18 protein-coding genes are annotated in these 21,737 nt (G+C 71.1%); 13 read left to right on the top strand and 5 right to left on the bottom strand.

Annotation, left to right across the window (positions count from 1 at the left end; all coding sequences use genetic code 11):
- Nucleotides 1-158: 158 nt before the first annotated feature.
- Together ACH4MY_RS30180 and ACH4MY_RS30175 are read right to left on the bottom strand one after the other, a co-directional pair.
- The gene (locus ACH4MY_RS30180; RefSeq protein ID WP_398006884.1) at nucleotides 159-1,184 is read right to left on the bottom strand and encodes a hypothetical protein; all 1,026 of its coding nucleotides are present in this window, start codon (nucleotides 1,182-1,184) and stop codon (nucleotides 159-161) included.
- 191 nt (nucleotides 1,185-1,375) lie between these two features.
- Nucleotides 1,376-1,984: a hypothetical protein gene (locus tag ACH4MY_RS30175; protein WP_398006883.1), complete on the bottom strand. Its 609-nt coding sequence runs from the start codon at nucleotides 1,982-1,984 to the stop codon at nucleotides 1,376-1,378.
- A gap of 163 nt (nucleotides 1,985-2,147) precedes the next feature.
- On the opposite strand from ACH4MY_RS30175, the gene ACH4MY_RS30170 reads away from it, so the two are divergent.
- Nucleotides 2,148-3,344 carry a helix-turn-helix domain-containing protein gene (locus tag ACH4MY_RS30170; RefSeq protein WP_398006882.1) on the top strand — a complete coding sequence of 399 codons (1,197 nt, stop codon included), beginning with the start codon at nucleotides 2,148-2,150 and terminating at the stop codon, nucleotides 3,342-3,344.
- A gap of 87 nt (nucleotides 3,345-3,431) precedes the next feature.
- Nucleotides 3,432-4,589: an acyl-CoA dehydrogenase family protein gene (locus ACH4MY_RS30165; RefSeq protein WP_398006881.1), complete on the top strand. Its 1,158-nt coding sequence runs from the start codon at nucleotides 3,432-3,434 to the stop codon at nucleotides 4,587-4,589.
- Nucleotides 4,590-4,623: 34 nt separating this feature from the next.
- Here the strand turns inward: ACH4MY_RS30165 and ACH4MY_RS30160 are convergent, their stop codons facing one another.
- Nucleotides 4,624-5,886 carry an RNA-guided endonuclease InsQ/TnpB family protein gene (locus ACH4MY_RS30160; protein WP_398006880.1) on the bottom strand — a complete coding sequence of 421 codons (1,263 nt, stop codon included), beginning with the start codon at nucleotides 5,884-5,886 and terminating at the stop codon, nucleotides 4,624-4,626.
- 330 nt (nucleotides 5,887-6,216) lie between these two features.
- Between ACH4MY_RS30160 and tesB the strand changes: the two genes are divergently transcribed.
- Nucleotides 6,217-7,086 carry an acyl-CoA thioesterase II gene (tesB, locus tag ACH4MY_RS30155; RefSeq protein ID WP_398006879.1) on the top strand — a complete coding sequence of 290 codons (870 nt, stop codon included), beginning with the start codon at nucleotides 6,217-6,219 and terminating at the stop codon, nucleotides 7,084-7,086.
- A 23-nt stretch (nucleotides 7,087-7,109) separates the two neighbouring features.
- The gene (locus tag ACH4MY_RS30150) at nucleotides 7,110-8,081 is read left to right on the top strand and encodes a cation diffusion facilitator family transporter (RefSeq protein ID WP_398006878.1); all 972 of its coding nucleotides are present in this window, start codon (nucleotides 7,110-7,112) and stop codon (nucleotides 8,079-8,081) included.
- Nucleotides 8,082-8,313: 232 nt separating this feature from the next.
- Here the strand turns inward: ACH4MY_RS30150 and ACH4MY_RS30145 are convergent, their stop codons facing one another.
- Nucleotides 8,314-9,090, bottom strand: a complete 777-nt coding sequence (locus ACH4MY_RS30145; RefSeq protein WP_398006877.1) for a phosphatase — start codon at nucleotides 9,088-9,090, stop codon at nucleotides 8,314-8,316.
- 122 nt (nucleotides 9,091-9,212) lie between these two features.
- Nucleotides 9,213-9,821, bottom strand: a complete 609-nt coding sequence (locus ACH4MY_RS30140; RefSeq protein WP_398006876.1) for a TetR/AcrR family transcriptional regulator — start codon at nucleotides 9,819-9,821, stop codon at nucleotides 9,213-9,215.
- A gap of 87 nt (nucleotides 9,822-9,908) precedes the next feature.
- Here ACH4MY_RS30140 and ACH4MY_RS30135 point away from each other — a divergent pair, with 87 nt between their 5' ends.
- The 9 genes from ACH4MY_RS30135 to ACH4MY_RS30095 all read left to right on the top strand — a co-directional run bounded on the left by ACH4MY_RS30135 (nucleotide 9,909) and on the right by ACH4MY_RS30095 (nucleotide 21,712).
- Nucleotides 9,909-11,516 (top strand): carboxyl transferase domain-containing protein, encoded by a 1,608-nt coding sequence (locus tag ACH4MY_RS30135; RefSeq protein ID WP_398006875.1) that lies wholly within the window; start codon nucleotides 9,909-9,911, stop codon nucleotides 11,514-11,516.
- Nucleotides 11,517-11,530: 14 nt separating this feature from the next.
- The gene (locus ACH4MY_RS30130) at nucleotides 11,531-13,459 is read left to right on the top strand and encodes an acetyl/propionyl/methylcrotonyl-CoA carboxylase subunit alpha (RefSeq protein ID WP_398006874.1); all 1,929 of its coding nucleotides are present in this window, start codon (nucleotides 11,531-11,533) and stop codon (nucleotides 13,457-13,459) included.
- Nucleotides 13,456-14,391, top strand: coding sequence for a hydroxymethylglutaryl-CoA lyase (locus ACH4MY_RS30125; RefSeq protein ID WP_398006873.1), 936 nt, complete (start codon nucleotides 13,456-13,458; stop codon nucleotides 14,389-14,391). The genes ACH4MY_RS30130 and ACH4MY_RS30125 overlap by 4 nt, the downstream gene beginning before the upstream one ends.
- A gap of 8 nt (nucleotides 14,392-14,399) precedes the next feature.
- Nucleotides 14,400-15,560 (top strand): acyl-CoA dehydrogenase family protein, encoded by a 1,161-nt coding sequence (locus ACH4MY_RS30120; RefSeq protein WP_398006872.1) that lies wholly within the window; start codon nucleotides 14,400-14,402, stop codon nucleotides 15,558-15,560.
- A gap of 96 nt (nucleotides 15,561-15,656) precedes the next feature.
- Nucleotides 15,657-16,508 carry a siderophore-interacting protein gene (locus ACH4MY_RS30115; protein ID WP_398006871.1) on the top strand — a complete coding sequence of 284 codons (852 nt, stop codon included), beginning with the start codon at nucleotides 15,657-15,659 and terminating at the stop codon, nucleotides 16,506-16,508.
- A 183-nt stretch (nucleotides 16,509-16,691) separates the two neighbouring features.
- Nucleotides 16,692-18,131, top strand: a complete 1,440-nt coding sequence (locus tag ACH4MY_RS30110) for a pyridoxal phosphate-dependent decarboxylase family protein (RefSeq protein WP_398006870.1) — start codon at nucleotides 16,692-16,694, stop codon at nucleotides 18,129-18,131.
- Nucleotides 18,118-19,401, top strand: coding sequence for a lysine N(6)-hydroxylase/L-ornithine N(5)-oxygenase family protein (locus ACH4MY_RS30105; protein WP_398006869.1), 1,284 nt, complete (start codon nucleotides 18,118-18,120; stop codon nucleotides 19,399-19,401). The genes ACH4MY_RS30110 and ACH4MY_RS30105 overlap by 14 nt, the downstream gene beginning before the upstream one ends.
- Nucleotides 19,398-19,928 (top strand): GNAT family N-acetyltransferase, encoded by a 531-nt coding sequence (locus ACH4MY_RS30100; protein ID WP_398006868.1) that lies wholly within the window; start codon nucleotides 19,398-19,400, stop codon nucleotides 19,926-19,928. The genes ACH4MY_RS30105 and ACH4MY_RS30100 overlap by 4 nt, the downstream gene beginning before the upstream one ends.
- Entirely contained in the window at nucleotides 19,925-21,712 is a 1,788-nt protein-coding gene (locus ACH4MY_RS30095; RefSeq protein WP_398006867.1) for an IucA/IucC family protein, read from the top strand. The genes ACH4MY_RS30100 and ACH4MY_RS30095 overlap by 4 nt, the downstream gene beginning before the upstream one ends.
- Nucleotides 21,713-21,737: the final 25 nt, after the last annotated feature.

Genomic DNA, 21,737 nt, shown 5'->3' with positions numbered 1-21,737 from the left:
CCCCAACCCCCGCCCGCCGGCGCCCCCCCCGCGCCGCCGGGGGGGGGGCGGGGCCCCGGCCCCCCGCCGACGGCCGGTGGGGGGGGGGGTTCGCCCTCAGGTCCCCCTGAGGGCGAACCACGGAAGGGTCGTTCACCCGGCCGGCCACCCGGCCCGGGTCAGCGGACGCCCGCGGCCTGGGCGGCCGCCAGTTCCCCGACCCGGCTGCGGTACACCTCGGCGAGACCGCCTCCGTTCGCACCGGGGAGCCCCTCAGGACCGGCCCCGAGCGACTCCAGGACCGCCTCGGCACGGGCCTGACGGTCCGCCAGCCCCTCCGCCGTGTGCGGATACAGCAGGTCGAGTCCGCGCTTGTCGCCGTCCGACAGGTTCTGCCCGTTGCCGGTCGGCGCGCAGCTGCTGGGGGTGGACTTGTAGAAGAACGCCGGGAACCGGTACAGCATCACGGACTTCGTGTCGAAGGGACCGGCGACGAGGTCCGGGGCGTCCACGGTGCGCAGGTTGTGATCCACCTTCGCGCGCGGCCACTTGTTCGGCTCACCCGCGAGGTAGGTGTAGATGCCGGGGCGCCGGCCCTGGGCGTCCGCCACGAAGACACCGCTCGGGTCCTGCGTGGGGACGTAACCGACTTCGTCCTCCCAGCGGAACTCGCCCTCGCAGGTGCCGCGCATGTTCTGGTGGGAGTGGTGGAACCCCAGTGCGTGCAGGAACTCGTGCCGCACGGTGCCCTCCCACTGGGCGGGCCTGTTCGTCACGAACCGCCCGAGGTTGAGGCTGCGTTGGCCGGGGCCGCCCCCGACCGGACCGCCTCCCGCGCCGATGGCGCCGTCCGTGCTGTCGGTGCCCACCAGCGAGAAGAAGCCCGGCAGGTCGAAGCTGACCCGGATCTCGGCGGCCAGAGCGGTATCGGCCGTGGTCCATCGCCGGAAGGTTCCGGCCCCGCCGTTCCGGCCGAAGTCGAGGGTCACGTTGCAGGCTTCGGTGATCTGCCGCGTCGCTTCCGCGATGTCCGCGTGCAACTGGTCGCCCCCGTCGAGGAACGCGACCCGCACGGTCTTGCCCAGTGGCCACTTCCCGATGTCGGTGATGAGGAACTCCAGGCCGTCGGCGGCCGATGCGCGCCTCCAGCGGTCCCGTACTTCGATCTCGGCGACGACCTCGTCGGGGAGGGATTCGAGTTCCATGACGCGTCCTTTCGCATCACATTCGAAACGGTCCCCCCGACCGGTACCGGTCTGATGACGGATGGGCCCCTCGGCTGAGACGCACGAGTGCCGACGTCGGAAACTCACGTCCCAGTATCCTCCGGATCGCGGTGTTCTGCGACCCCACCGTCACCCTGAGTAGCCCGACGCGAGGCCAGGATGACGCTGTGTCAGAACCAGAGCTTGTTCACGGCGGTGCGGGTCGTCGTCCTGAAGGCCGACAGCGGGGCGTCCCTCAGGTCGCCCATCTGACCCCAGCGGACGAGGGTGACGGTGCGGCCGTCGCGGCCGACGGCGAAGAGGTGGATGTCGGTGATGCCGATCTGCGGGTCGGCGGTGTCCAGGCTGTAGACCCAGGCGCCCTCCTCGACGGCGAGCTTGCCGTGGGAGGCGCTGACGGCGCGCAGGCCCGGGTTCTGCCGCTCCAGCAGGGGGCCGCAGCCGGCGAGGGCCTTGCGGAGGGTGTCGACCAGCTTCACGGCGTCGGCCTCGGTGCGGGCGACGGTGGTGATCTGGACGCCGTTGGTGTCGAGCTCGGTGGTGAACTCGCGGTACCGGGTGTTCTGCGCCGGGATCTTGTACGGGGCGCAGAGGGCACCGCCGTTCTCCGGGACGCCGGTGAAGACCGGCGTGGCGGTCCACGGCGTCGACGAGGCCGGCATCTGGGAGGCGGCGAGGAAGGCGGGCTGGGCGGCGGCCTGCGCCGGGGCGGTGGCGAGGGCCGCGAGGCCCAGGGCGGCAGCGGCGGCGGTGGCGAGCGCGGTACGGAGCTTGTTCATGGTGGTGGATCCCCCGTCGGGTCGTTCGGTCAGTGCTCCACCAGCGTCGGGCCGGGGCCCGCCACCTGCAACGGTGCCGGGCCCTCCACCCGTCCCGGAACCATCCCACCCCCGCTGACGTGCAAGGACATGAAGCGTGGGACGCAGGGGCGAGGGGGATGGAATGCCGAAGGACGCCGCCGTCGAGGAGTTCGCGCGGCTCGTGCGCGCGCTGAAGGCGCGGGACGGGCGCAGTTACGAGGCGCTGGGGCGGCGCCTGAGCGTCGGCGCGTCCACCCTCCACCGCTACTGCTCGGGCGCGACCGTCCCGGAGGAGTTCGCCGTGGTCGACCGCCTCGCCCTGCTGTGCGGGGCGGACGAGGAGGAGCGGCGGGCCCTGGAGGCGGCCTGGACCCGCGCGGACGGCGCCCGCCGCCCTCCGGCACCGGAACCCGGCCCGGAGCCGGCGCCCGAGCCCGGCCCGACGCCGGCGCCCGAGCCCGGCCCGGCGTCGGCGCCCGAGCCCGGCCCGGCGCCGGCTCCGGAGCCGGCCTCTGGGACGGCGCCGGAACCCGAGCCGGAACCCGTGCCCGCGCGAGTGCCGGGCCTCCCGAACGGGCGTCGGAGGCGCCGATGGGGGTGGCTGGGCGTGGTCGGCGGGGCGTCGGCGGTCGTGGCGACGGTGACGCTCGGAGCCGTACTCCTGCCCGAGAAGCCCCGGGAGCGGGCCGTCGAACCACCGGTGCCGCTGACCTGGACGGTCGCCTCGCACATCTGGAAGAACGGGTGCGGGCACACCTATCTCGTGGAGCGGCCGCCCCCTCCCCCGCCGGAGGCGGCCGACGCGCGGAGCTGGGCGGCGGCGCAGGGGGCCGTGGACGGCGGGGAGACGCTGGTGCGGGTGTCGTTGCAGGGGAAGGGCGCGGCGGCGGTGGTGCTCCAGGCGCTGCACGTGCGGGTGGTGGAGCGGGGCACGCCGCTGCCGTGGGCGGCGTACCGGATGGACGAAGGGTGCGGCGGGGCGGTGACGCCGCGCCGTTTCGAGGTGGACCTGGACCGGCCGCGGCCGGTGGCGCGGGCGCTGGACGGGTACGACGCCTCCGGGCAGGAGGGCCGGACACTCCCGGCGGTCTCCTTCCCGTACGCGGTCAGCGCCGCCGAACCGGAGGAGCTGCTGGTCTCGGCCGGGACCGCGGGCTGCGACTGCCGCTGGTACCTGGAACTGGTGTGGAGCTCGGAGGGCCGCTCGGGCACGGTCAGGATCGCGGACCGGGACGGGCGGCCGTTCCGGACGAGCGGCATCGAGGGGCGGCAGGTCCGGGAGTACGACCTCGTCGGTAGGCGCTGGATCACAGCGGAGGACTCTGGACAGAGGGGGTGACCGCTGGGTAACTTCGAGGGACAAGGCTGAGCAAGCGCTTAGACAAGCTTGAGGCCGGACCAGGACAGGACCCGAAGGAGGCGGCTCGTGCGCCGTACCGTATTCAACGAGGACCACGAGGCGTTCCGGGAGACCATCCGGGCCTTCATCGAGGCCGAGGTCGTACCCGTCTACGACGAGTGGTTCGCGGCCGGTCAGGCGCCGCGCGAGTTCTACGACAAGCTCGGCGAGCTGGGCGTCTTCGGCATCAACGTGCCCGAGGAGTTCGGCGGCGCGGGCCTGGACACCCACAAGTTCGAGGCCGTCCTCTACGAGGAGACCTCGCGCGCGGGCGTGCAGTTCGGCGGCTCCGGCGTGCACGTGCTGCTCGCCCTGCCCTACATCAAGATGCTCGCCACCGGCGACCAGAAGAAGCGCTACCTGCCGAAGTTCGTCACCGGCGAGGAGATGTGGGCCCTCGCGATGACCGAGCCGGGCACCGGCTCCGACGTCGCGGGCATGAAGACCACCGCCAAGCTCTCCGAGGACGGCACCCACTACGTCCTCAACGGCTCCAAGACCTTCATCACCGGCGGCGTCCACGCCGACCGCGTGATCGTCTGCGCCCGCACCTCCGCCCCCTCGGCCGAGGACCGCCGCTTCGGCATCTCCCTCTTCGCCGTGGACACCAAGTCCGAGGGCTACTCCATCGGCCGCAAGCTGGACAAGCTGGGCCTGCGCACCTCCGACACGGCCGAGCTGGCCTTCGTCGACGTCAAGGTGCCCGTCGAGGACCTCCTCGGCGAGGAGAACAAGGGCTTCCACTACCTCGGCCACAACCTGGCCTCCGAGCGCTGGGGCATCGCCTTCGGCGCGTACGCGCAGGCCAAGGCCGCCGTCCGGTTCGCCCAGCAGTACGTGACCGACCGCACCGTCTTCGGCAAGCCGGTCGCCCACTTCCAGAACACCAAGTTCGAGCTGGCCGCCTGCCAGGCCGAGGTCGACGCCGCCGAGGCCGTCGCCGACCGCGCCCTGGAGGCCCTGGACGCGGGCGAGCTCTCCCCGGCCGAGGCCGCGAGCGCCAAGCTCTTCTGCACCGAGGTCGCGCACCGCGTCATCGACCGCTGCCTCCAGCTGCACGGCGGCTACGGCTACATGAACGAGTACCCGATCGCCCGCCTGTACGCCGACAACCGCGTCAACCGCATCTACGGCGGCACCAGCGAGATCATGAAGTCGATCATCGCCAAGTCGATGGGCCTTTGACATCCTCCGCCCCGTGAACGGGGCGGAATCCCTCTCAAGCCGCGTGCGGCCGGGTGGGCGGTTGACGCTTCGCAGACCGGGTAACCCCGAAGTCTCCGCGTCCTGACACCGCCTGCCCGGCGGCGTGATCGATGTTGCGTCCTGCATGGGTGTCCGCGTTCCCCTCGAACCCACAGCCGGGGTTCTTGCACACGAACCGGGCCTGGGTCTCACGGTTGCCCGGCGTGGTCAAGCCGCACGCGGAGCAGCGCCGGGAGGTGTTCGGTGCGGGAACCTTGACCACGCTGCCGCCACGGTCGGCGCTCTTGTACTCCAGCATCGTCACGGTCCTGCCCCACGCTTCAGCGACAATGGCGCGGTTCAGCCCGGCTTTCTGGCGGACGTTCCTGCCCGGGGTCTCCCTGGCCCCCCGGGCGGACCGGACCATGTTCGTGATGGCCAGGTCTTCCATCCCGATACGTGAGAACGTCTCGGCGATTTCGGTGGTGGTCTTATGTTGCCAGTCGACGGCTCGGCGCTTGGCTGTCGCGCGGAGCTGGGCGATCCGGTCGTACGTGTGCGTCAGGCGCCGCGAGTTCTTCTCGCCGGGCCGGCGAACGCGAAGTCTGCGCTCCTTCGTCTTCTCCAGCCGCCGCAGCCGTTCCGCTTCCCCCTGGGTGAGCCAGGGGCCGTGGTCGCGGAAGGTTCCGTCCGAGAGGTCGAGGGGGCGAGTGATGCCCCGGTCGATGCCGACCGTCGGCCCGGTGTGAGGAGCCGGTTCGGGTGCTTGGCTCTGGACGCGGAAGACGACATGCCAGCCGTCGGCTTCTTTCACCAGCCGGGCCCCGGTCACCCTGTTCTCCTTGTCGGCGTGCTTGCCGACGGGGAGATCCCTGGTCCAGCGGAACAGGACGTGTCCGATCTTCGGAACCCGCATACGCCCGCACCGCCGGTTCAGGCGCACGATCTGGAGGTCGCGTCCCTGCGGAATGTCGATGGCCATGCGGGAGCGGATACGCCCCTTGAAGTCCGGGGCGCCAGTGCGGCCTTCCCAGCAGTTGACCCACGCACGGAAGTACGTCTTCAGCACGGCCTGCGCCGCCTGCGCAGGCAGGATGCCGAGCCAGGGAAGATCCTTACGCCCCTGACGGACGGCCGCGTCGGCGGCGGCCAGTTTCCGGCGCTCCTTGGGCAGCATCGTCCACCAGTCGTGCACAAGGTTCCACAAAGCGCGGGCCGCGTGGCCTTGCTCCTCAGCGGCGAGCGCCTGAGCGGGCGTGAGACAGAGCCGGGCCCTGTGACCACGCTGACGCTTCAACACCCCTCCCGCATCTCACCCATTGACCGACACCGATGAGGCGACGCCCCAGCCCTGACCCCGTCGTCGACAACTGCGAAGCTATACGGCCCCTTCGGACGCCGAACCTCAGTGACGGAACTCTTCGCACACTGGTCAGAACTCGCACGTTCACGCGATTCGCTGTCGTCGGTTCCGACGTTGGATGATCACCAACGCGATCACACCTGCTTGACCGAGCCGAGAACGACCGTTCGAACTCACGCCTCAAACTGAGGTCAGACCAATTCCGAAATGGCCTACACCCCCCGCCTGAAGGCGGGCTCTGGCCAAGATCAGTGGTAGGTCCTGGTGCCCGACACACACAACGCCCTGGATGGCCTGCTCGATCTGCTCGACCTGGAGCGGATCGAGCGGGACATCTTCCGGGGTGAGTCCCGCTCCGCGCTCGTCCCCCGCGTCTTCGGCGGCCAGGTGGCCGCCCAGGCCCTGGTGGCGGCGGGACGGACCGTCCCGGAAGACCGTCTGGCGCACTCGCTCCACGCGTACTTCCTGCGCCCCGGGGACCCGGGCGCGCCGATCGTCTACACGGTCGACCGCATCCGCGACGGACGCTCCTTCACCACCCGCCGGGTCGTCGCCGTCCAGCACGGACAGCCGATCTTCCACCTCTCGGCGTCGTTCCAGACGTACGAGGAGGGGCTGGACCACCAGTCGGACATGCCGGCCGCGCCGGACCCGGAGTCGCTCCCCACGCCGGCCGAGATGCTGCCCCGTCACCTCCCCCGCGAGGTCGCGGACCGGCTGATCGAGGCCAGGGCGGCCGTCGACCTCCGCTACGCCGAGGTCCCCCCGTGGGGCTCGGTCGGACAGCCCCGCGAGCCGCGCTCACAGGTCTGGTTCCGCACCAACGGCAAACTGGCCGACGACCCGCTCCTCCACGTCGTGCTCGCCACCTACGTCTCCGACATGACGCTGCTCGACTCCGTCCTGCTCGCGCACGGACGGGGCGGCTGGGCCGTCGGGGACGTGGTCGGGGCCTCCCTCGACCACGCGATGTGGTTCCACCGGCCGTTCCGGGCCGACGAATGGCTCCTGTACGACCAGGAGTCGCCCTCCGCGTCCGCCGGGCGCGGCCTCGGCCAGGCCCGCATCTGGACCCAGGACGGCAAGCTCGCGATCTCGGTGATCCAGGAGGGTGTCGTTCGCGTTCCGCGCTGATGATCGGACATAACGTCCGATCCATGGCGGAACAGGTCGAACAGCCGGCGCAGGCGCCGGCGCAACAGAGCGAGAGCACGTTCACGGTGATCGTGGCGGCGGCGGCGAATCTGGGGATCGCCGTCGCCAAGGCCGTCGCCGGCGTCATCAGCGGATCCAGCGCGATGCTGTCGGAGGCCGCCCACTCGGTCGCCGACACCGTCACCGAGGCCATGCTGCTCACCGCGCTCAAGCGGAGCGACAGACCGGCCGACGAGGACCACCCCGTCGGCTACGCGGCCGAACTCTACGTCTGGGCGCTGCTCGCGGCCGTCGCCACCTTCGTCGGCGGCGCGGTCTTCTCGGTCTACGACGGCATCCACACCCTCACCCACGGCGAGGAGCTGGGCGACCCGCTCCTCTCGTACATCGTCCTCGGCGTCGCCTTCGTCCTGGAGGGGTTCTCCCTGCGGACCGGCGTGAAGCAGGTCAAAGCCGAGGCGGAACGGGCCCGGACCCCCTTCGCCCGCTACCTCCGCCGCACACCCGACACCACGGTCAAGGCCGTGGTCATGGAGGACTCCGCCGCCCTCGCCGGTCTGATGCTGGCGGCGGGCGGCCTGCTCGGCGTCCAGATCACCGGCTCCGACGTCTGGGACGGCGTCGCCTCCATCCTCATCGGCGTCCTGCTCGTGTACGTGGCCTGGGTACTCGGCCGCTCCAACGCCGAACTCCTCATCGGCCGGCCGCTGCCGAAGGAGATGCGGGCCGGGGTCCGCGAGGAACTGCTGTCCGTCCCCCACATCGTGGACGTCATCGAACTGACCACGCTCATCCAGGGCCCCGGCGAGGTCCTGATCGCGGCCAAGATCGACTTCCGGGACGTCTCCTCGGCGGAACAAGTGGAATGGGCCTGCGAGGACGCCGAGGACCAGCTCCGCGAACGGTTCCCGTCGATCCGCCGCGTCTACCTGGACCCGACCCCGGCCCTGACCCAACGCCGCCCCCGCCCCTGACCCCACAAGGAGCCACGCGCCCGCCGCCCACCCGCTCGCGTCCGCCCCTTGTGCCTGGACCCGCACCACTGGCGCGGCGCGCATCCGGTGCGGGTCAGGGCGCGGAAGCCTGGGCCCGGCAAGGGGCGGCGTTCCGTTGTGCCCACCCGTTCCGCCCTGGGGGTCCCCCCGGACGGAGTCTGGGGGAGGAACAGCTGCCCACAACGCGGTGGGCGGGGCGGCGCGCGGAAGGTCAGGCCGTCAGGTCCGCCGCTGCAAGGGTGTACGCCGTCATCGGCTCGTAGAAGCGCGGGTCGAGGACATGGTCGTCGAGCGGGATCGTGACCTGCATCGTCCCCTCGGCCTCGCCGATGAAGAGCGCGGGGTCGTTGCAGTCCGCGTACCCGACGGAGTCGATCCCGCGCTGGCCCGCCCGCCCGGCCCAGCCGTGGTCCGCGATCACCAGATCGGGGCGGCCGTCCTCGCCGAGCGCGTCCAGGATGGCGTTCATCGGCTCCGGGGAGTGGGTGTGCCAGAGGCTCGCCCCGCGTTCGAAGACGGCGACGTCCGCGAACTGCACGACGTATCCCTCGTCGGCGACGAGCCCGCCGGGGATCTTGACGATGTCGCAGCCCCGGGCGCGCAGCGCGGCGGCGATCCGGCTGTGGACGTCGATGAGGGCGCCGGGGTGGCCGGTGGCGAAGAGGACCCGCTCCTTGCCGGCGGCGGCCTTGCGGAGCCGGGCGGCCATGCGGTCCAGTCCGTCCACGGTGAGTTCGGGGTCGATGGTGTCCTGGCCGGTGCGGTGGGCCGGGTCGTCGACGACACCGCAGCGCTCGGCCATCACCGCGAGCACGTCCTGCTCGTCCGCCCAGCGGTCGCCGAGCTCGAGGCCGAGCCAGTAGTGCCGGTCGCCGTTGGCGAGCTTGCGGTAGTGGGAGAGGTTGTTGTCGCGCGGGGTGGCGACGTCTCCCGCGATCCGGGTGCGGACGAGGTGCTCGACAAGGGCGGGGCGGCTGAGTATCGGCATAGGGGTCATTCTGGAGGACGCCGTGCCGTTGTGGGCAATCGTTCCGCCCCATGGACCGGCCGGGGGCCGCCGGTGCCGACCCGGTGCCGCCGCTAGCACCGACGCCGGTGCCGCCGCCGGTGCTAGCGGCCGAGCGCCCCGAACGCCCCGTGGGCGAGCCGCCGCAGGAGCTGTTCCATGGAGCGGCGTCCCACCGTGTCGAGGTGGGGGGTCGAGTTCAGCAGGCCGAAGACCGCGTGGACGGCGGTCCGCACCTCGCTCTGGGAGGCGTCCGGGTACAGCTCCCCCACGACGGTGACCCACAGCTCCACGTACTGGCGCTGGAGCTGCCGTACCCGCTTGCGGTCCTCGTCCTTGAGCCGGTCCAGCTCCCGGTCGTGGAGGGTGATCAGCGGCCGGTCGTCGAGGGCGAAGTCGATGTGGCCGTCGATGAGGGCGCCGAGCAGGGCCTCGGGGTCGCCGGTGGTCTCGCCGACCCGTAGCCGGCCGCCGTCGAGGAGCCGTTCGCTGATGCCGACGAGGAGCTCGGCGAGCATCGCGTCCTTGCCGGGGAAGTGGCGGTAGAGCCCGGGGCCGCTGATGCCGACGGCGGCCCCTATCTCGTCGACGCCGACGCCGTGGAAGCCGCGCTCGGCGAAGAGGCGGGCGGCCTCCTTGAGGATCTGCTCGCGCCGCGTCGGGGCATCGGTCCTGCCGGTGGCGGTTCTGCCGGCGGTCGAGGTCGTGGTCATGGATTCGATTCTAGACAACCCGGTTAGCGGTCGTTAACCTGAACGACATACGTTAACGCTCATTAACCGAGCAAGGGAGCTCGAGGGATGCAGCAGGCACCTGTGCTGACGAGTGCGGCGGATCCCGCCTCGCCGGCCTGGCAGGCGAACGAGGCGGCGCACCACGAGCTGGCGGCCGTCCTGCGTGCCAAGCTCGCGGCGGCGGCGCTGGGCGGCGGTGAGAAGTCCCGGGCCCGGCACACCGCGCGCGGGAAGCTGCTGCCGAGGGACCGGGTGGACACCCTCCTCGACCCGGGCTCCCCGTTCCTGGAACTGGCCCCGCTCGCCGCGAACGGCATGTACGGCGACGCGGCTCCGGCGGCCGGGGTCATCGCGGGCATCGGCCGGGTCTCGGGCCGCGAGTGCGTGATCGTCGCCAACGACGCGACGGTCAAGGGCGGCACGTACTACCCGATGACGGTGAAGAAGCACCTCCGCGCCCAGGAGGTGGCGCTGGAGAACCGTCTCCCCTGCCTCTACCTGGTCGACTCCGGCGGCGCGTTCCTGCCGATGCAGGACGAGGTCTTCCCCGACCGGGAGCACTTCGGCCGGATCTTCTACAACCAGGCCCGGATGTCCGGTGCGGGCATCCCGCAGATCGCGGCGGTCCTCGGCTCGTGCACGGCGGGCGGCGCGTACGTCCCGGCGATGAGCGACGAGGCCGTGATCGTACGGAACCAGGGCACGATCTTCCTCGGCGGTCCGCCGCTGGTGAAGGCGGCGACCGGTGAGGTCGTCACGGCGGAGGAGCTGGGCGGCGGCGAGGTCCACTCCCGGATCTCCGGCGTCACCGATCATCTGGCCGAGGACGACGCCCACGCCCTCCGTATCGTCCGGAACATCGTCGCCACGCTCCCCGAGCGCGGCCCGCTGCCCTGGTCGGTCGAGCCGGTCGAGGAGCCGAAGGTGGATCCGGCGGGGCTGTACGGCGCGGTGCCGGTGGACTCCCGTACCCCGTACGACGTGCGTGAGGTCATCGCCCGGGTGGTGGACGCCTCCCGTTTCCAGGAGTTCAAGTCCGAGTACGGGCAGACGCTGATCACCGGCTTCGCCCGGATCCACGGCCACCCGGTGGGGATCGTCGCCAACAACGGCATCCTGTTCGCGGAGTCCGCCCAGAAGGGCGCGCACTTCATCGAGCTGTGCGACCAGCGCGGCATCCCGCTGGTCTTCCTGCAGAACATCACCGGCTTCATGGTCGGCAAGGCGTACGAGCACGGCGGCATCGCCAAGCACGGCGCCAAGATGGTGACGGCCGTGGCCACCACCCGGGTGCCGAAGCTGACGGTCGTCGTCGGCGGTTCGTACGGCGCGGGCAACTACTCGATGTGCGGCCGGGCGTACTCGCCGCGCTTCCTGTGGATGTGGCCCAACGCCAAGATCTCGGTCATGGGCGGTGAGCAGGCCGCGTCCGTCCTCGCGACGGTGAAGCGCGACCAGCTCGGCGACGGGTGGAGCGCGGAGGAGGAAGAGGCCTTCAAGGCCCCGATCCGCGAGCAGTACGACACCCAGGGCAGCGCCTACTACGCGTCGGCCCGACTGTGGGACGACGGGGTCATCGACCCGATGGAGACCCGGCAGGTCCTCGGCCTCGCCCTGACCGCCTGTGCCAACGCGCCCCTGGGAGAACCCCAGTTCGGCGTCTTCCGGATGTGAAGGGCCCCCAGGAGATGCACAGCATGTTCGACACCGTCCTCGTGGCCAACCGGGGCGAGATCGCCGTTCGCGTCATCCGCACCCTGCGGGCGATGGGCGTGCGCTCGGTGGCCGTGTACAGCGACGCGGACGCCGACGCCCGGCACGTACGGGAGGCGGACACGGCGGTACGGATCGGCCCGCCGCCGGCCGCCGAGTCGTATCTGTCCGTACCGGCGCTGCTCGACGCCGCCGCCCGTACCGGCGCGCAGGCCGTCCACCCCGGCTACGGCTTCCTCGCCGAGAACGCGGGCTTCGCGCAGGCCTGCGCGGACGCGGGTCTGGTCTTCATCGGCCCTTCGGCCTCCGCGATCTCCCTGATGGGCGACAAGATCACGGCGAAGAAGACCGTGCGGGCGGCGGGAGTCCCGGTCGTCCCGGGCGCCGCCGACCCGGAACTGGAGGCGGCGGCCCGCGAGCTGGGCGCCCCGGTCCTGCTCAAGCCCTCGGCGGGCGGCGGCGGCAAGGGCATGCGCCTGGTGCGTGACCTGTCGACGCTGACCGAGGAGATCGCGTCGGCCCGCCGCGAGGCCCGCTCCTCCTTCGGCGACGACACGCTGCTCGTGGAGCGGTGGATCGACCGCCCGCGGCACATCGAGATCCAGGTCCTCGCCGACGCCCACGGGAACGTGATCCACCTGGGCGAGCGCGAGTGCTCGCTCCAGCGGCGCCACCAGAAGATCATCGAGGAGGCGCCGAGCGTCCTGCTGACCCCGGAGATCCGGGCGGCGATGGGCGCGGCGGCGGTCGAGGCGGCGCGCTCCTGCGGGTATGTGGGCGCGGGGACGGTCGAGTTCATCGTCCCGGGCGGCGACCCCTCGTCGTACTACTTCATGGAGATGAACACCCGCCTCCAGGTCGAGCACCCGGTCACGGAGCTGATCACGGGCGTGGACCTGGTGGAGTGGCAGCTGCGGGTGGCGGCCGGCGAGCCGCTCCCCTTCCGCCAGGAGGACATCACCCTCACCGGCTGGGCGATCGAGGCACGTATCTGCGCGGAGGACCCCTCCCGGGGCTTCCTCCCCTCGGGCGGCACGGTCCTGGCCCTGCACGAGCCCTCGGGTGACGGCGTCCGTACGGACTCGGGCCTGTCGGAGGGCACGGAGGTGTCGTCCCTCTACGACCCGATGCTGTCGAAGGTCATCGTGCACGCCCCGGACCGCCCGACGGCCCTGCGCCGGCTCCGCGCGGCCCTGGCGGACACGGTCACCCTGGGCGTTCCGACGAACGCGGGCTTCCTGCGCAGGCTTCTGGCGCACGAGGACGTGGTGGCGGGCGCCCTGGACACGGGCCTGGTGGAGCGGGACGCGGAGAGCCTGGTCCCCGAGGGGGTCCCGGCTGAGGTGTACGCGGCGGCGGCGGCCGTCCGGCTCGCCGGGCTGGCCCCGGCGCCCCGGGAGGGCTGGACGGACCCGTTCTCGGTGCCGAGCGCCTGGCGGATGGGCGGCCGGCCCGCCCCGCTCCCCTTCCCGTTGCGCGTGCCGGGGCTCGAACCCGTCATGGTCGAGGCGCCGGCCGGCGCCCGGGTCACGGACACCTCCGTGACGGTCACCGTGGACGGGATCGCGCACCGCTTCCACCGCGCCGGTGGCTGGCTCGGCCGTGACGGGGACTCCTGGCACGTGATGGATCACGATCCCGTCGCCGCCGCGCTCAGCGGTGCGCGGCACGGTGGGGCGGACACGCTCGCCGCGCCGATGCCGGGGACCGTGACCGTCGTCAAGGTGGCCGTCGGGGACGAGGTGGAGGCGGGGCAGAGTCTGCTGGTCGTCGAGGCGATGAAGATGGAGCACGTCATCTCCGCCCCGCACGCCGGCACCGTCACCGAGCTGGATGTCACGCCCGGCACCACCGTCGCCATGGACCAGATCCTGGCCGTCGTCGCTCCGCGGGAGGAATCATGACCACCGGTCTGCCGATGGTGGTGCACGATCCCGCGCTGCCCGCCCGTGTGCGGATCCACGAGGTCGGGGCCCGCGACGGGCTGCAGAACGAGAAGACGGCCGTCCCGACGGACGTGAAGGCCGAGTTCGTCCGGCGGCTCGCCGCCGCCGGGCTCTCCACCGTCGAGGCGACCAGCTTCGTGCATCCGAAGTGGGTGCCCCAGCTGGCGGACGCGGAGGCGCTGTTCCCGCTCGTCCGCGATCTGCCGGTCCGGCTGCCCGTCCTCGTCCCGAACGAGCGCGGTCTCGACCGGGCGCTCGCTCTCGGGGTCCGGGAGATCGCCGTCTTCGCCTCCGCCACGGAGTCCTTCGCGAAGGCCAACCTGAACCGGACGGTGGACGAGGCCCTCGCGCTCTTCGCGCCGACGGTGACCCGCGCCATAGAGGCGGGGCTGAAGGTCCGCGGGTATCTGTCGATGTGCTTCGGCGACCCCTGGGAGGGCGCCGTGCCGATCGAGCAGGTGGTCCGGGTGACCAGGGCCCTGGCCGAGATGGGCTGCGACGAGCTGAGTCTCGGGGACACCATCGGGGTGGCCACGCCGGGTCATGTCGCGGAGCTGCTGACGGCGCTCGGCGGGGCCGGTGTCCCCACCTCCCGGCTGGCCGTGCACTTCCACGACACCTACGGCCAGGCCCTCTCCAACACCCTGGCCGCCCTGCGCCACGGGGTGACCACCGTCGACGCCTCCGCCGGCGGCCTCGGCGGCTGCCCGTACGCGAAGAGCGCGACCGGCAATCTCGCCACCGAGGATCTCGTGTGGATGCTCCAGGGTCTCGGCATCGAGACCGGAGTCGATCTGGCCGCCCTCACCGCCACGAGCGTGTGGATGGCCGAACAGCTGGGCCGACCCAGCCCTTCCCGTACCGTCCGCGCCCTCTCCCACAAGGAGTGACGATTTCCATGTCCCTCGACCACCGGCTCTCCGCAGAGCACCAGGAACTCCGCCGTACCGTCGAGGCGTTCGCCCACGACGTGGTGGCGCCGAAGATCGGCGACTACTACGAGCGGCACGAGTTCCCCTACGAGATCGTCCGTGAGATGGGCCGTATGGGCCTGTTCGGGCTGCCGTTCCCCGAGGAGTACGGCGGTATGGGCGGCGACTACCTGGCGCTCGGCATCGCCCTGGAGGAGCTGGCCCGGGTCGACTCCTCCGTCGCGATCACCCTGGAGGCGGGCGTCTCGCTGGGCGCGATGCCGCTCCATCTCTTCGGCACCGAGGAGCAGAAGCGGGAGTGGCTCCCCCGGATGTGCTCGGGCGAGATCCTGGGTGCCTTCGGACTGACCGAGCCCGGCGCGGGCAGCGATGCCGGCGGCACCCGCACCACCGCCGTCCGTGACGGCGACGAGTGGGTGATCAACGGCTCGAAGTGCTTCATCACCAACTCCGGTACGGACATCACGGGTCTGGTGACGGTCACGGCGGTCACCGGCCGCAAGCCCGACGGCCGTCCGCTGATCTCCTCGATCATCGTCCCCTCGGGCACGCCCGGCTTCACGGTCGCCGCGCCGTACTCCAAGGTCGGCTGGAACGCCTCGGACACCCGCGAGCTGTCCTTCGACGACGTGCGGGTGCCCGTCGCGAACCTGGTGGGCGAAGAGGGCCGCGGCTACGCGCAGTTCCTGCGGACCCTCGACGAGGGCCGGGTCGCGATCTCGGCCCTGGCGACGGGCCTCGCGCAGGGCTGTGTGGACGAGTCGGTGAAGTACGCGAAGGAGCGTCATGCCTTCGGCCGGCCGATCGGCGACAACCAGGCGATCCAGTTCAAGATCGCCGACATGGAGACGAAGGCCCACATGGCCCGGATCGGCTGGCGGGACGCGGCCTCGCGGCTGGTGCTCGGCGAGCCGTTCAAGAAGGAGGCGGCGATCGCGAAGCTGTACTCCTCCACGGTGGCCGTGGACAACGCCCGTGAGGCGACCCAGATCCACGGCGGCTACGGCTTCATGAACGAGTATCCGGTGGCCCGGATGTGGCGTGACTCGAAGATCCTGGAGATCGGCGAGGGCACGAGTGAGGTCCAGCGGATGCTGATCGCGCGGGAGTTGGGCCTGCAGGCCTGATCCGGCCCGGCTCGCACGGAGGGTCCGTCGCCCCTTGGGGGTGTCGGGCCCTCCCCCCTTTCCCGCGTTTATGAGGTTAGGCTAACCTATTTTTTCATGACGAACCCCGAGACCGCCCCCTTCCAGTTCTTCCACCTCCAGGTGGACCGGACCCGGCGGCTCGGCCCGTCGCTGGTCCGGATCACCTTCACCGGGGACGACCTCAAGGGCTTCGCCGCCGGCGGCCGCGACCAGTCGCTCTCCCTCTTCCTGCCGCACCCCGGCCAGGAGGCGCCCGTCCTGCCGCCGTTGGACGACGCGGACATGTACGCGATCCTCGGCGCCTGGCGGGCCATGCCCGACGACGTACGGGCCGTGATGCGCTCGTACACCGTCCGCGAACAGCGCACCGAGCCGGTGAGCGAGGTCGACATCGACTTCGCGATCCACGAGGACGGTGGCCCCGCCTGCCGTTGGGCCGGGCGCGCGACGCCCGGCGACCGGGTGGTCGTGCTCGGCCCGGCGGTCGCCGACAACACCGGCGTCCGCTTCCGGCTGCCCGAGGACGCCGACTCCGTCCTGATCTGGGCGGACGAGACGGCTCTTCCGGCCGCTTCGGCCATCCTCGAATGGCTGCCGGCCGACACCCGCGCCCAGGTCTTCCTGGAGGTGCCGTACTCCGGCGACCGCACGGAGCTCGCGACGCGGGCCGACGCGAGCGTGACCTGGCTCGTACGGGAGGAGGGGGCGCCGTCCGCCGTGGACGCGGTGCGCGGGGCCGAACTGCCCGGGGAGGCCCCGTACGTCTGGATCGCGGGCGAGTCCGGCGCCGTGAAGGCGCTGCGCCGGCACTTCGTGCGGGACCGTGAACTCGACCGCCGCCGGGTGACGTTCGTGGGCTACTGGCGCAAGGGACTGTCCGAGGACGCGCTGCGCGAGGTGCCGGACGAGACGCGGGACGAGTCGTAGCGGAGGTCACAATCCGATGATCCGGACACTCCGGGCGGTACGCGCACCAACTGCCGTACCTCGTGAGGGGCGAGGGGCATGGCGTGAAAAGTTAGGTTAGGCTAACCTTGTTTTCACCGCGTCGCCCCTCGCCCCTTTCCTGTCCGGAGGCGCGACCGAGCCCCGTACCGGGAGGCCCCCCACATGCGCTCTCACCTGCTCAACGACGCCACGGCGGAGAGCTACCGACGCTCCGTCATCGAAGGAGTCGAGCGGGTGGCGGACAAACTCGCCACGACGCGGGGTCCGTTCACCGGGGTGACCCCCGCCGAGCTCGCACCCGTCATCGACGCCGTCGACCTCGACAAGCCGCTCGGTGACTCCTCCGCCGCCCTGGACGAGCTGGAGAGCGTCTACCTCCGGGACGCCGTCTACTTCCACCACCCCCGCTACCTGGGCCACCTCAACTGCCCCGTGGTCATCCCCGCCGTCCTCGGCGAGGCCGTCCTCTCGGCGGTCAACTCCTCGCTCGACACCTGGGACCAGAGCGCGGGCGGCACCCTCATCGAGCGCAAGCTCGTCGACTGGACCAACGGCCGCATCGGATTCGGCCCCGCCGCCGACGGCGTGTTCACCAGCGGCGGTTCGCAGTCCAACCTCCAGGCGCTCCTCCTGGCCCGCGACGAGGCCAAGACGGACGACCTGTCGAGGCTTCGGATCTTCTCCTCCGAGTGCGGCCACTTCAGCGTCCAGAAGTCCGCCAAGCTCCTCGGCCTCGGCCCGGACGCCGTCGTCTCCGTCCCGGTCGACCGGAACAAGCGGATGCAGTCCGTCGTCCTCGCCGCCGAGCTGGAGGCCTGCCGCGCCGAGGGCCTCGTCCCGATGGCGATCGTCGCCACCGCCGGCACCACCGACTTCGGCTCCATCGACCCGCTGCCCGAGATCGCCGTCCTGGCCGACGAGTACGGCGCCTGGATGCACGTGGACGCCGCCTACGGCTGCGGGCTGCTCGCCTCGCCGACCCGCCGCGGGCTGCTGGACGGCATCGAGCGGGCCGACTCGGTCACCGTCGACTTCCACAAGTCCTTCTTCCAGCCGGTGAGCTCCTCCGCGATCCTGGTCCGCGACGGCGCCACCCTGCGCCACGCGACCTACCACGCCGACTACCTCAACCCGCTGCGCACGGTCGCCGAGCAGATCCCCAACCAGGTCGACAAGTCCCTCCAGACCACCCGCCGCTTCGACGCGCTCAAGCTGTGGATGACCCTGCGCGTGATGGGCGCCGACGGTGTCGGGCAGCTCTTCGACGAGGTCTGTGACCTGGCCGCCGAGGGCTTCGCGCTGCTCGCCGCCGACCCGCGCTACGACGTCGTGGTCGCGCCGCAGCTCTCCACCCTCGTCTACCGCTACATCCCGGAGGACGTCACGTCCCCCGAAGACGTCGACCGGGCCAACCTGCACGCCCGCAAGGCCCTGTTCGCCTCCGGTGAGGCCGTCGTCGCCGGCACCAAGGTCGACGGCCGCCAGTACCTCAAGTTCACCCTGCTCAACCCCGAGACCACCGCGGCCGACATCGCCGCCGTCCTCGATCTGATCGCCGGCCACGCCGAGCAGTACCTGGGAGAGACCCTTGTCCACGCCTGAGACGACCGAGATCCACGACTTCATCGGCATCGGGCTCGGTCCGTTCAACCTCGGACTCGCCTGCCTGACCGAGCCGATCGACGAGCTGAACGGCCTCTTCCTGGAGTCGAAGCCCGACTTCGAGTGGCACTCGGGGATGTTCCTCGAAGGCGCGCACCTCCAGACCCCGTTCATGTCGGACCTGGTCACGATGGCCGACCCGACCTCGCCGTACTCCTTCCTCAACTACCTGAAGGACAAGGGCAGGCTGTACTCGTTCTACATCCGCGAGAACTTCTACCCGCTGCGGACCGAGTACAACGACTACTGCCGCTGGGCCGCCGGGCGGCTCTCCTCCATCCGCTTCTCGACGACGGTCGCCTCGGTGACCTTCGACGGGGCCGCCGAGGTGTACGTGGTGACCACCGAGGCCGGAGAAACGTTCCGCTCGCGTCGGATCGTCCTCGGCACCGGCACCCCGGCGTACGTCCCCGAGACCTGCCGGGACCTCGGCGGCGACCTGATCCACAACTCGCGCTACCTGCCCAACAAGGCGGAGCTCCAGAAGAAGAAGTCGATCACCCTGGTCGGCAGCGGCCAGAGCGCCGCCGAGATCTACTACGACCTCCTGAGCGAGATCGACGTCCACGGCTACCGGCTGAACTGGGTGACCCGCTCCCCGCGCTTCTTCCCGCTGGAGTACACCAAGCTCACCCTGGAGATGACCTCCCCGGAGTACGTGGACTACTTCCACGCGCTGCCCGAGCAGACCCGCTACCGCATGGAGACCGAGCAGAAGGGCCTCTTCAAGGGCATCGACGGCGAGCTGATCGACGCCATCTTCGACCTGCTCTACCAGAAGAACCTGAACGGCCCCGTGCCCACCCGGCTCCTCACCAACTCCGCGCTGCACACCGCCGCGTACGAGGAGTCGACCGGCACGTACACCCTCGGCTTCCGCCAGGAGGAGCAGGAGAAGGACTTCACCCTGGACACCGAGGGCCTGATCCTCGCCACGGGGTACAAGTACGCCGTCCCCGCCTTCCTGGAGCCCGTCCGCGACCGCCTCAACTGGGACGGCCGGGGCCGCTTCGACGTGGCCCGCAACTACGCCATCGACACCACGGGCCGCGGCGTCTTCCTGCAGAACTCCGCCGTGCACACCCACTCGATCACCTCGCCCGACCTCGGCATGGGTGCGTACCGCAACGCGTACATCATCAGGGCGATGCTGGGCTACGACCACTACCCCGTCGAGAAGACCATCGCCTTCCAGGAGTTCGCCGCATGACCGTCCGCTTCCGCCCGCTCGATCCCCTCAAGGACGCGGAGCTGCTCCACGCCTGGGTCACCCACCCCAAGGCCGCCTTCTGGATGATGCAGGACGCGACCCCGGAGGACGTCGTGCGCGAGTACACGGCCTTCGCCGAGCACCCGCACCACGAGGCGTTCATCGGCCTGGTCGACGGGACGCCCGCGATCCTCATGGAGCGCTACGACCCCGCCCACCTGGAGCTGGTCGGACTCTACGACCCGCGGCCCGGTGACGTCGGCATGCACTTCCTCGTCGCCCCGACCGACACCCCCGTGCACGGCTTCACCCGCAAGGTGATCACCGCCGTGATGACCGAGCTGTTCGCCGACCCGGCGACCGCCCGCGTGGTCGTCGAGCCCGACGTGTCCAACAAGGCCGTCCACGCGCTCAACGAGGCCGTCGGCTTCGTCCCCGAGCGCGAGATCCAGAAGCCGGAGAAGAAGGCTCTGCTGAGCTTCTGCACCCGGGAGCAGTTCGAGGCCGCCGTGGGAGTCGCCGCGTGAACACCACCGACCGCGTCGACCCCGTCGCCCACCTCACCCCCGAGCTCTGGGCCGACGCCAACCGCGCCCTGATCCGCAAGGGCCTCGCCGAGTTCACCCACGAGCGGCTCCTCGACCCCGAGGAGCTCGGCGAGAGCCGCTACAAGGTCCTCTCCGACGACGGCGCCACCGAGTACCGCTTCACCGCGGACCGGTACGCCCTCGACCACTGGCAGGTCTACCCCGAGTCGATCAGCCGCCACCGCGGCGACGAGCGGCTCCCGCTCGACGCGCTCCGGTTCATCACCGAACTGCGCGGTTCCCTCGGCCTGAGCGACGAGGTCCTGCCGGTCTACCTGGAGGAGATCTCCTCCACCCTCGCCGGCACCGCCTTCAAGGCGACCAAGCCGCCCGTCACCTCCGCCGAACTGGCCCGGGCCGGCTTCCAGGCCATCGAGACCGGGATGACCGAGGGCCACCCCTGCTTCGTCGCCAACAACGGCCGGCTCGGCTTCGGCGTCGACGAGTTCCGCGCCTACGCCCCCGAGGCCGCGAGCGAGATCCATCTGATCTGGCTGGCGGCCCGGCGCGACCGCACCACCTTCACCGCCGGCGCGGGCATCGACTACGAGGCCTTCGTCCGCGCCGAGCTCGGCGACGCCGCGGTGGACGGCTTCGCCGCGGTCCTCGCCGCCCGCGGCCTGGACCTGGCGGACTACCTCCTGATGCCGGTCCACCCCTGGCAGTGGTGGAACAAGCTCTCGGTCACCTTCGCGGCCGAGGTCGCGCAGCAGCGCCTGGTGTACCTGGGCGAGGGCGACGACGCGTACCTCGCCCAGCAGTCGATCCGTACCTTCTTCAACACCTCGGACCCGGCCAAGCACTACGTCAAGACGGCGCTCTCGGTCCTCAACATGGGCTTCATGCGGGGCCTGTCGGCCGCGTACATGGAGGCCACGCCGGCCATCAACGACTGGCTGCACGGCCTGATCGAGTCGGACTCCGTCTTCAAGGAGGCCCGCTTCTCGATCATCCGCGAGCGGGCGGCCGTCGGCTACCGGCACCTGGAGTACGAGGCCGCGACCGACCGCTACTCGCCGTACCGCAAGATGCTGGCCGCGCTCTGGCGCGAGTCCCCCGTGCCGTCCCTCGCCGAGGGCGAGCGGCTCGCGACGATGGCCTCCCTGGTCCATGTGGACCACACCGGCGCGTCCTTCGCGGGCGCGCTGATCGAGGAGTCGGGCCTGGAGGCGTCCGTCTGGCTGCGCCGGTACCTGGACGCGTACCTGCTCCCGGTGCTGCACAGCTTCTACGCGTACGACCTGGCGTTCATGCCGCACGGCGAGAACGTGATCCTCGTCCTCGACGAGCGCGGCGCGGTCGTGCGGGCGATCTTCAAGGACATCGCCGAGGAGATCGTCGTCATGGACCCGGCGGCGGTGCTGCCGCCGGCGGTGGAGCGGGTGCGGGCGGACATCCCCGAGGACATGAAGCTCCTCTCGGTCTTCACCGACGTCTTCGACTGCTTCTTCCGCTTCCTGGCCTCGTCGCTCGCGACGGAGGGCGTCCTCGACGAGGACGGCTTCTGGCGGACGGTCGCGGAGTGCGTGCGGGGCTACGAGGAGTCGAAGCCGGAACTGTCGGACCGGTTCGCCCAGTACGACATGTTCGCGGACACCTTCGCCCTGTCGGCCCTCAACCGCCTCCAGCTCCGCGACAACAAGCAGATGGTCGACCTGTCGGACCCGTCGGCGGCCCTCCAGCTGGTCGGCGACCTGGTGAACCCGATCGCGCGGTTCAGGTAACCCCGGACCGGTGTGAGCCCTGGCG

It is taken from the genome of Streptomyces sp. NPDC017246, from assembly GCF_044331325.1.
Lineage (GTDB): Bacteria > Actinomycetota > Actinomycetes > Streptomycetales > Streptomycetaceae > Streptomyces.
The sequence above is the reverse complement of the archived record's forward strand: the minus strand, read 5'-3'. Positions and strand labels throughout refer to the sequence as shown.

What these genes read in the sequence shown, in the direction of transcription:
- ACH4MY_RS30180 (WP_398006884.1), bottom strand. Translation starts at nt 1,184, where the DNA reads ATGGAACTCGAATCCCTCCCCGACGAGGTCGTCGCCGAGATCGAAGTA.
- ACH4MY_RS30175 (WP_398006883.1), bottom strand. Translation starts at nt 1,984, where the DNA reads ATGAACAAGCTCCGTACCGCGCTCGCCACCGCCGCCGCTGCCGCCCTG.
- ACH4MY_RS30170 (WP_398006882.1), top strand. Translation starts at nt 2,148, where the DNA reads ATGCCGAAGGACGCCGCCGTCGAGGAGTTCGCGCGGCTCGTGCGCGCG.
- ACH4MY_RS30150 (WP_398006878.1), top strand. Translation starts at nt 7,110, where the DNA reads ATGGCGGAACAGGTCGAACAGCCGGCGCAGGCGCCGGCGCAACAGAGC.
- ACH4MY_RS30145 (WP_398006877.1), bottom strand. Translation starts at nt 9,090, where the DNA reads ATGCCGATACTCAGCCGCCCCGCCCTTGTCGAGCACCTCGTCCGCACC.
- ACH4MY_RS30140 (WP_398006876.1), bottom strand. Translation starts at nt 9,821, where the DNA reads ATGACCACGACCTCGACCGCCGGCAGAACCGCCACCGGCAGGACCGAT.
- ACH4MY_RS30135 (WP_398006875.1), top strand. Translation starts at nt 9,909, where the DNA reads ATGCAGCAGGCACCTGTGCTGACGAGTGCGGCGGATCCCGCCTCGCCG.
- ACH4MY_RS30130 (WP_398006874.1), top strand. Translation starts at nt 11,531, where the DNA reads ATGCACAGCATGTTCGACACCGTCCTCGTGGCCAACCGGGGCGAGATC.
- ACH4MY_RS30125 (WP_398006873.1), top strand. Translation starts at nt 13,456, where the DNA reads ATGACCACCGGTCTGCCGATGGTGGTGCACGATCCCGCGCTGCCCGCC.
- ACH4MY_RS30120 (WP_398006872.1), top strand. Translation starts at nt 14,400, where the DNA reads ATGTCCCTCGACCACCGGCTCTCCGCAGAGCACCAGGAACTCCGCCGT.
- ACH4MY_RS30115 (WP_398006871.1), top strand. Translation starts at nt 15,657, where the DNA reads ATGACGAACCCCGAGACCGCCCCCTTCCAGTTCTTCCACCTCCAGGTG.
- ACH4MY_RS30110 (WP_398006870.1), top strand. Translation starts at nt 16,692, where the DNA reads ATGCGCTCTCACCTGCTCAACGACGCCACGGCGGAGAGCTACCGACGC.
- ACH4MY_RS30100 (WP_398006868.1), top strand. Translation starts at nt 19,398, where the DNA reads ATGACCGTCCGCTTCCGCCCGCTCGATCCCCTCAAGGACGCGGAGCTG.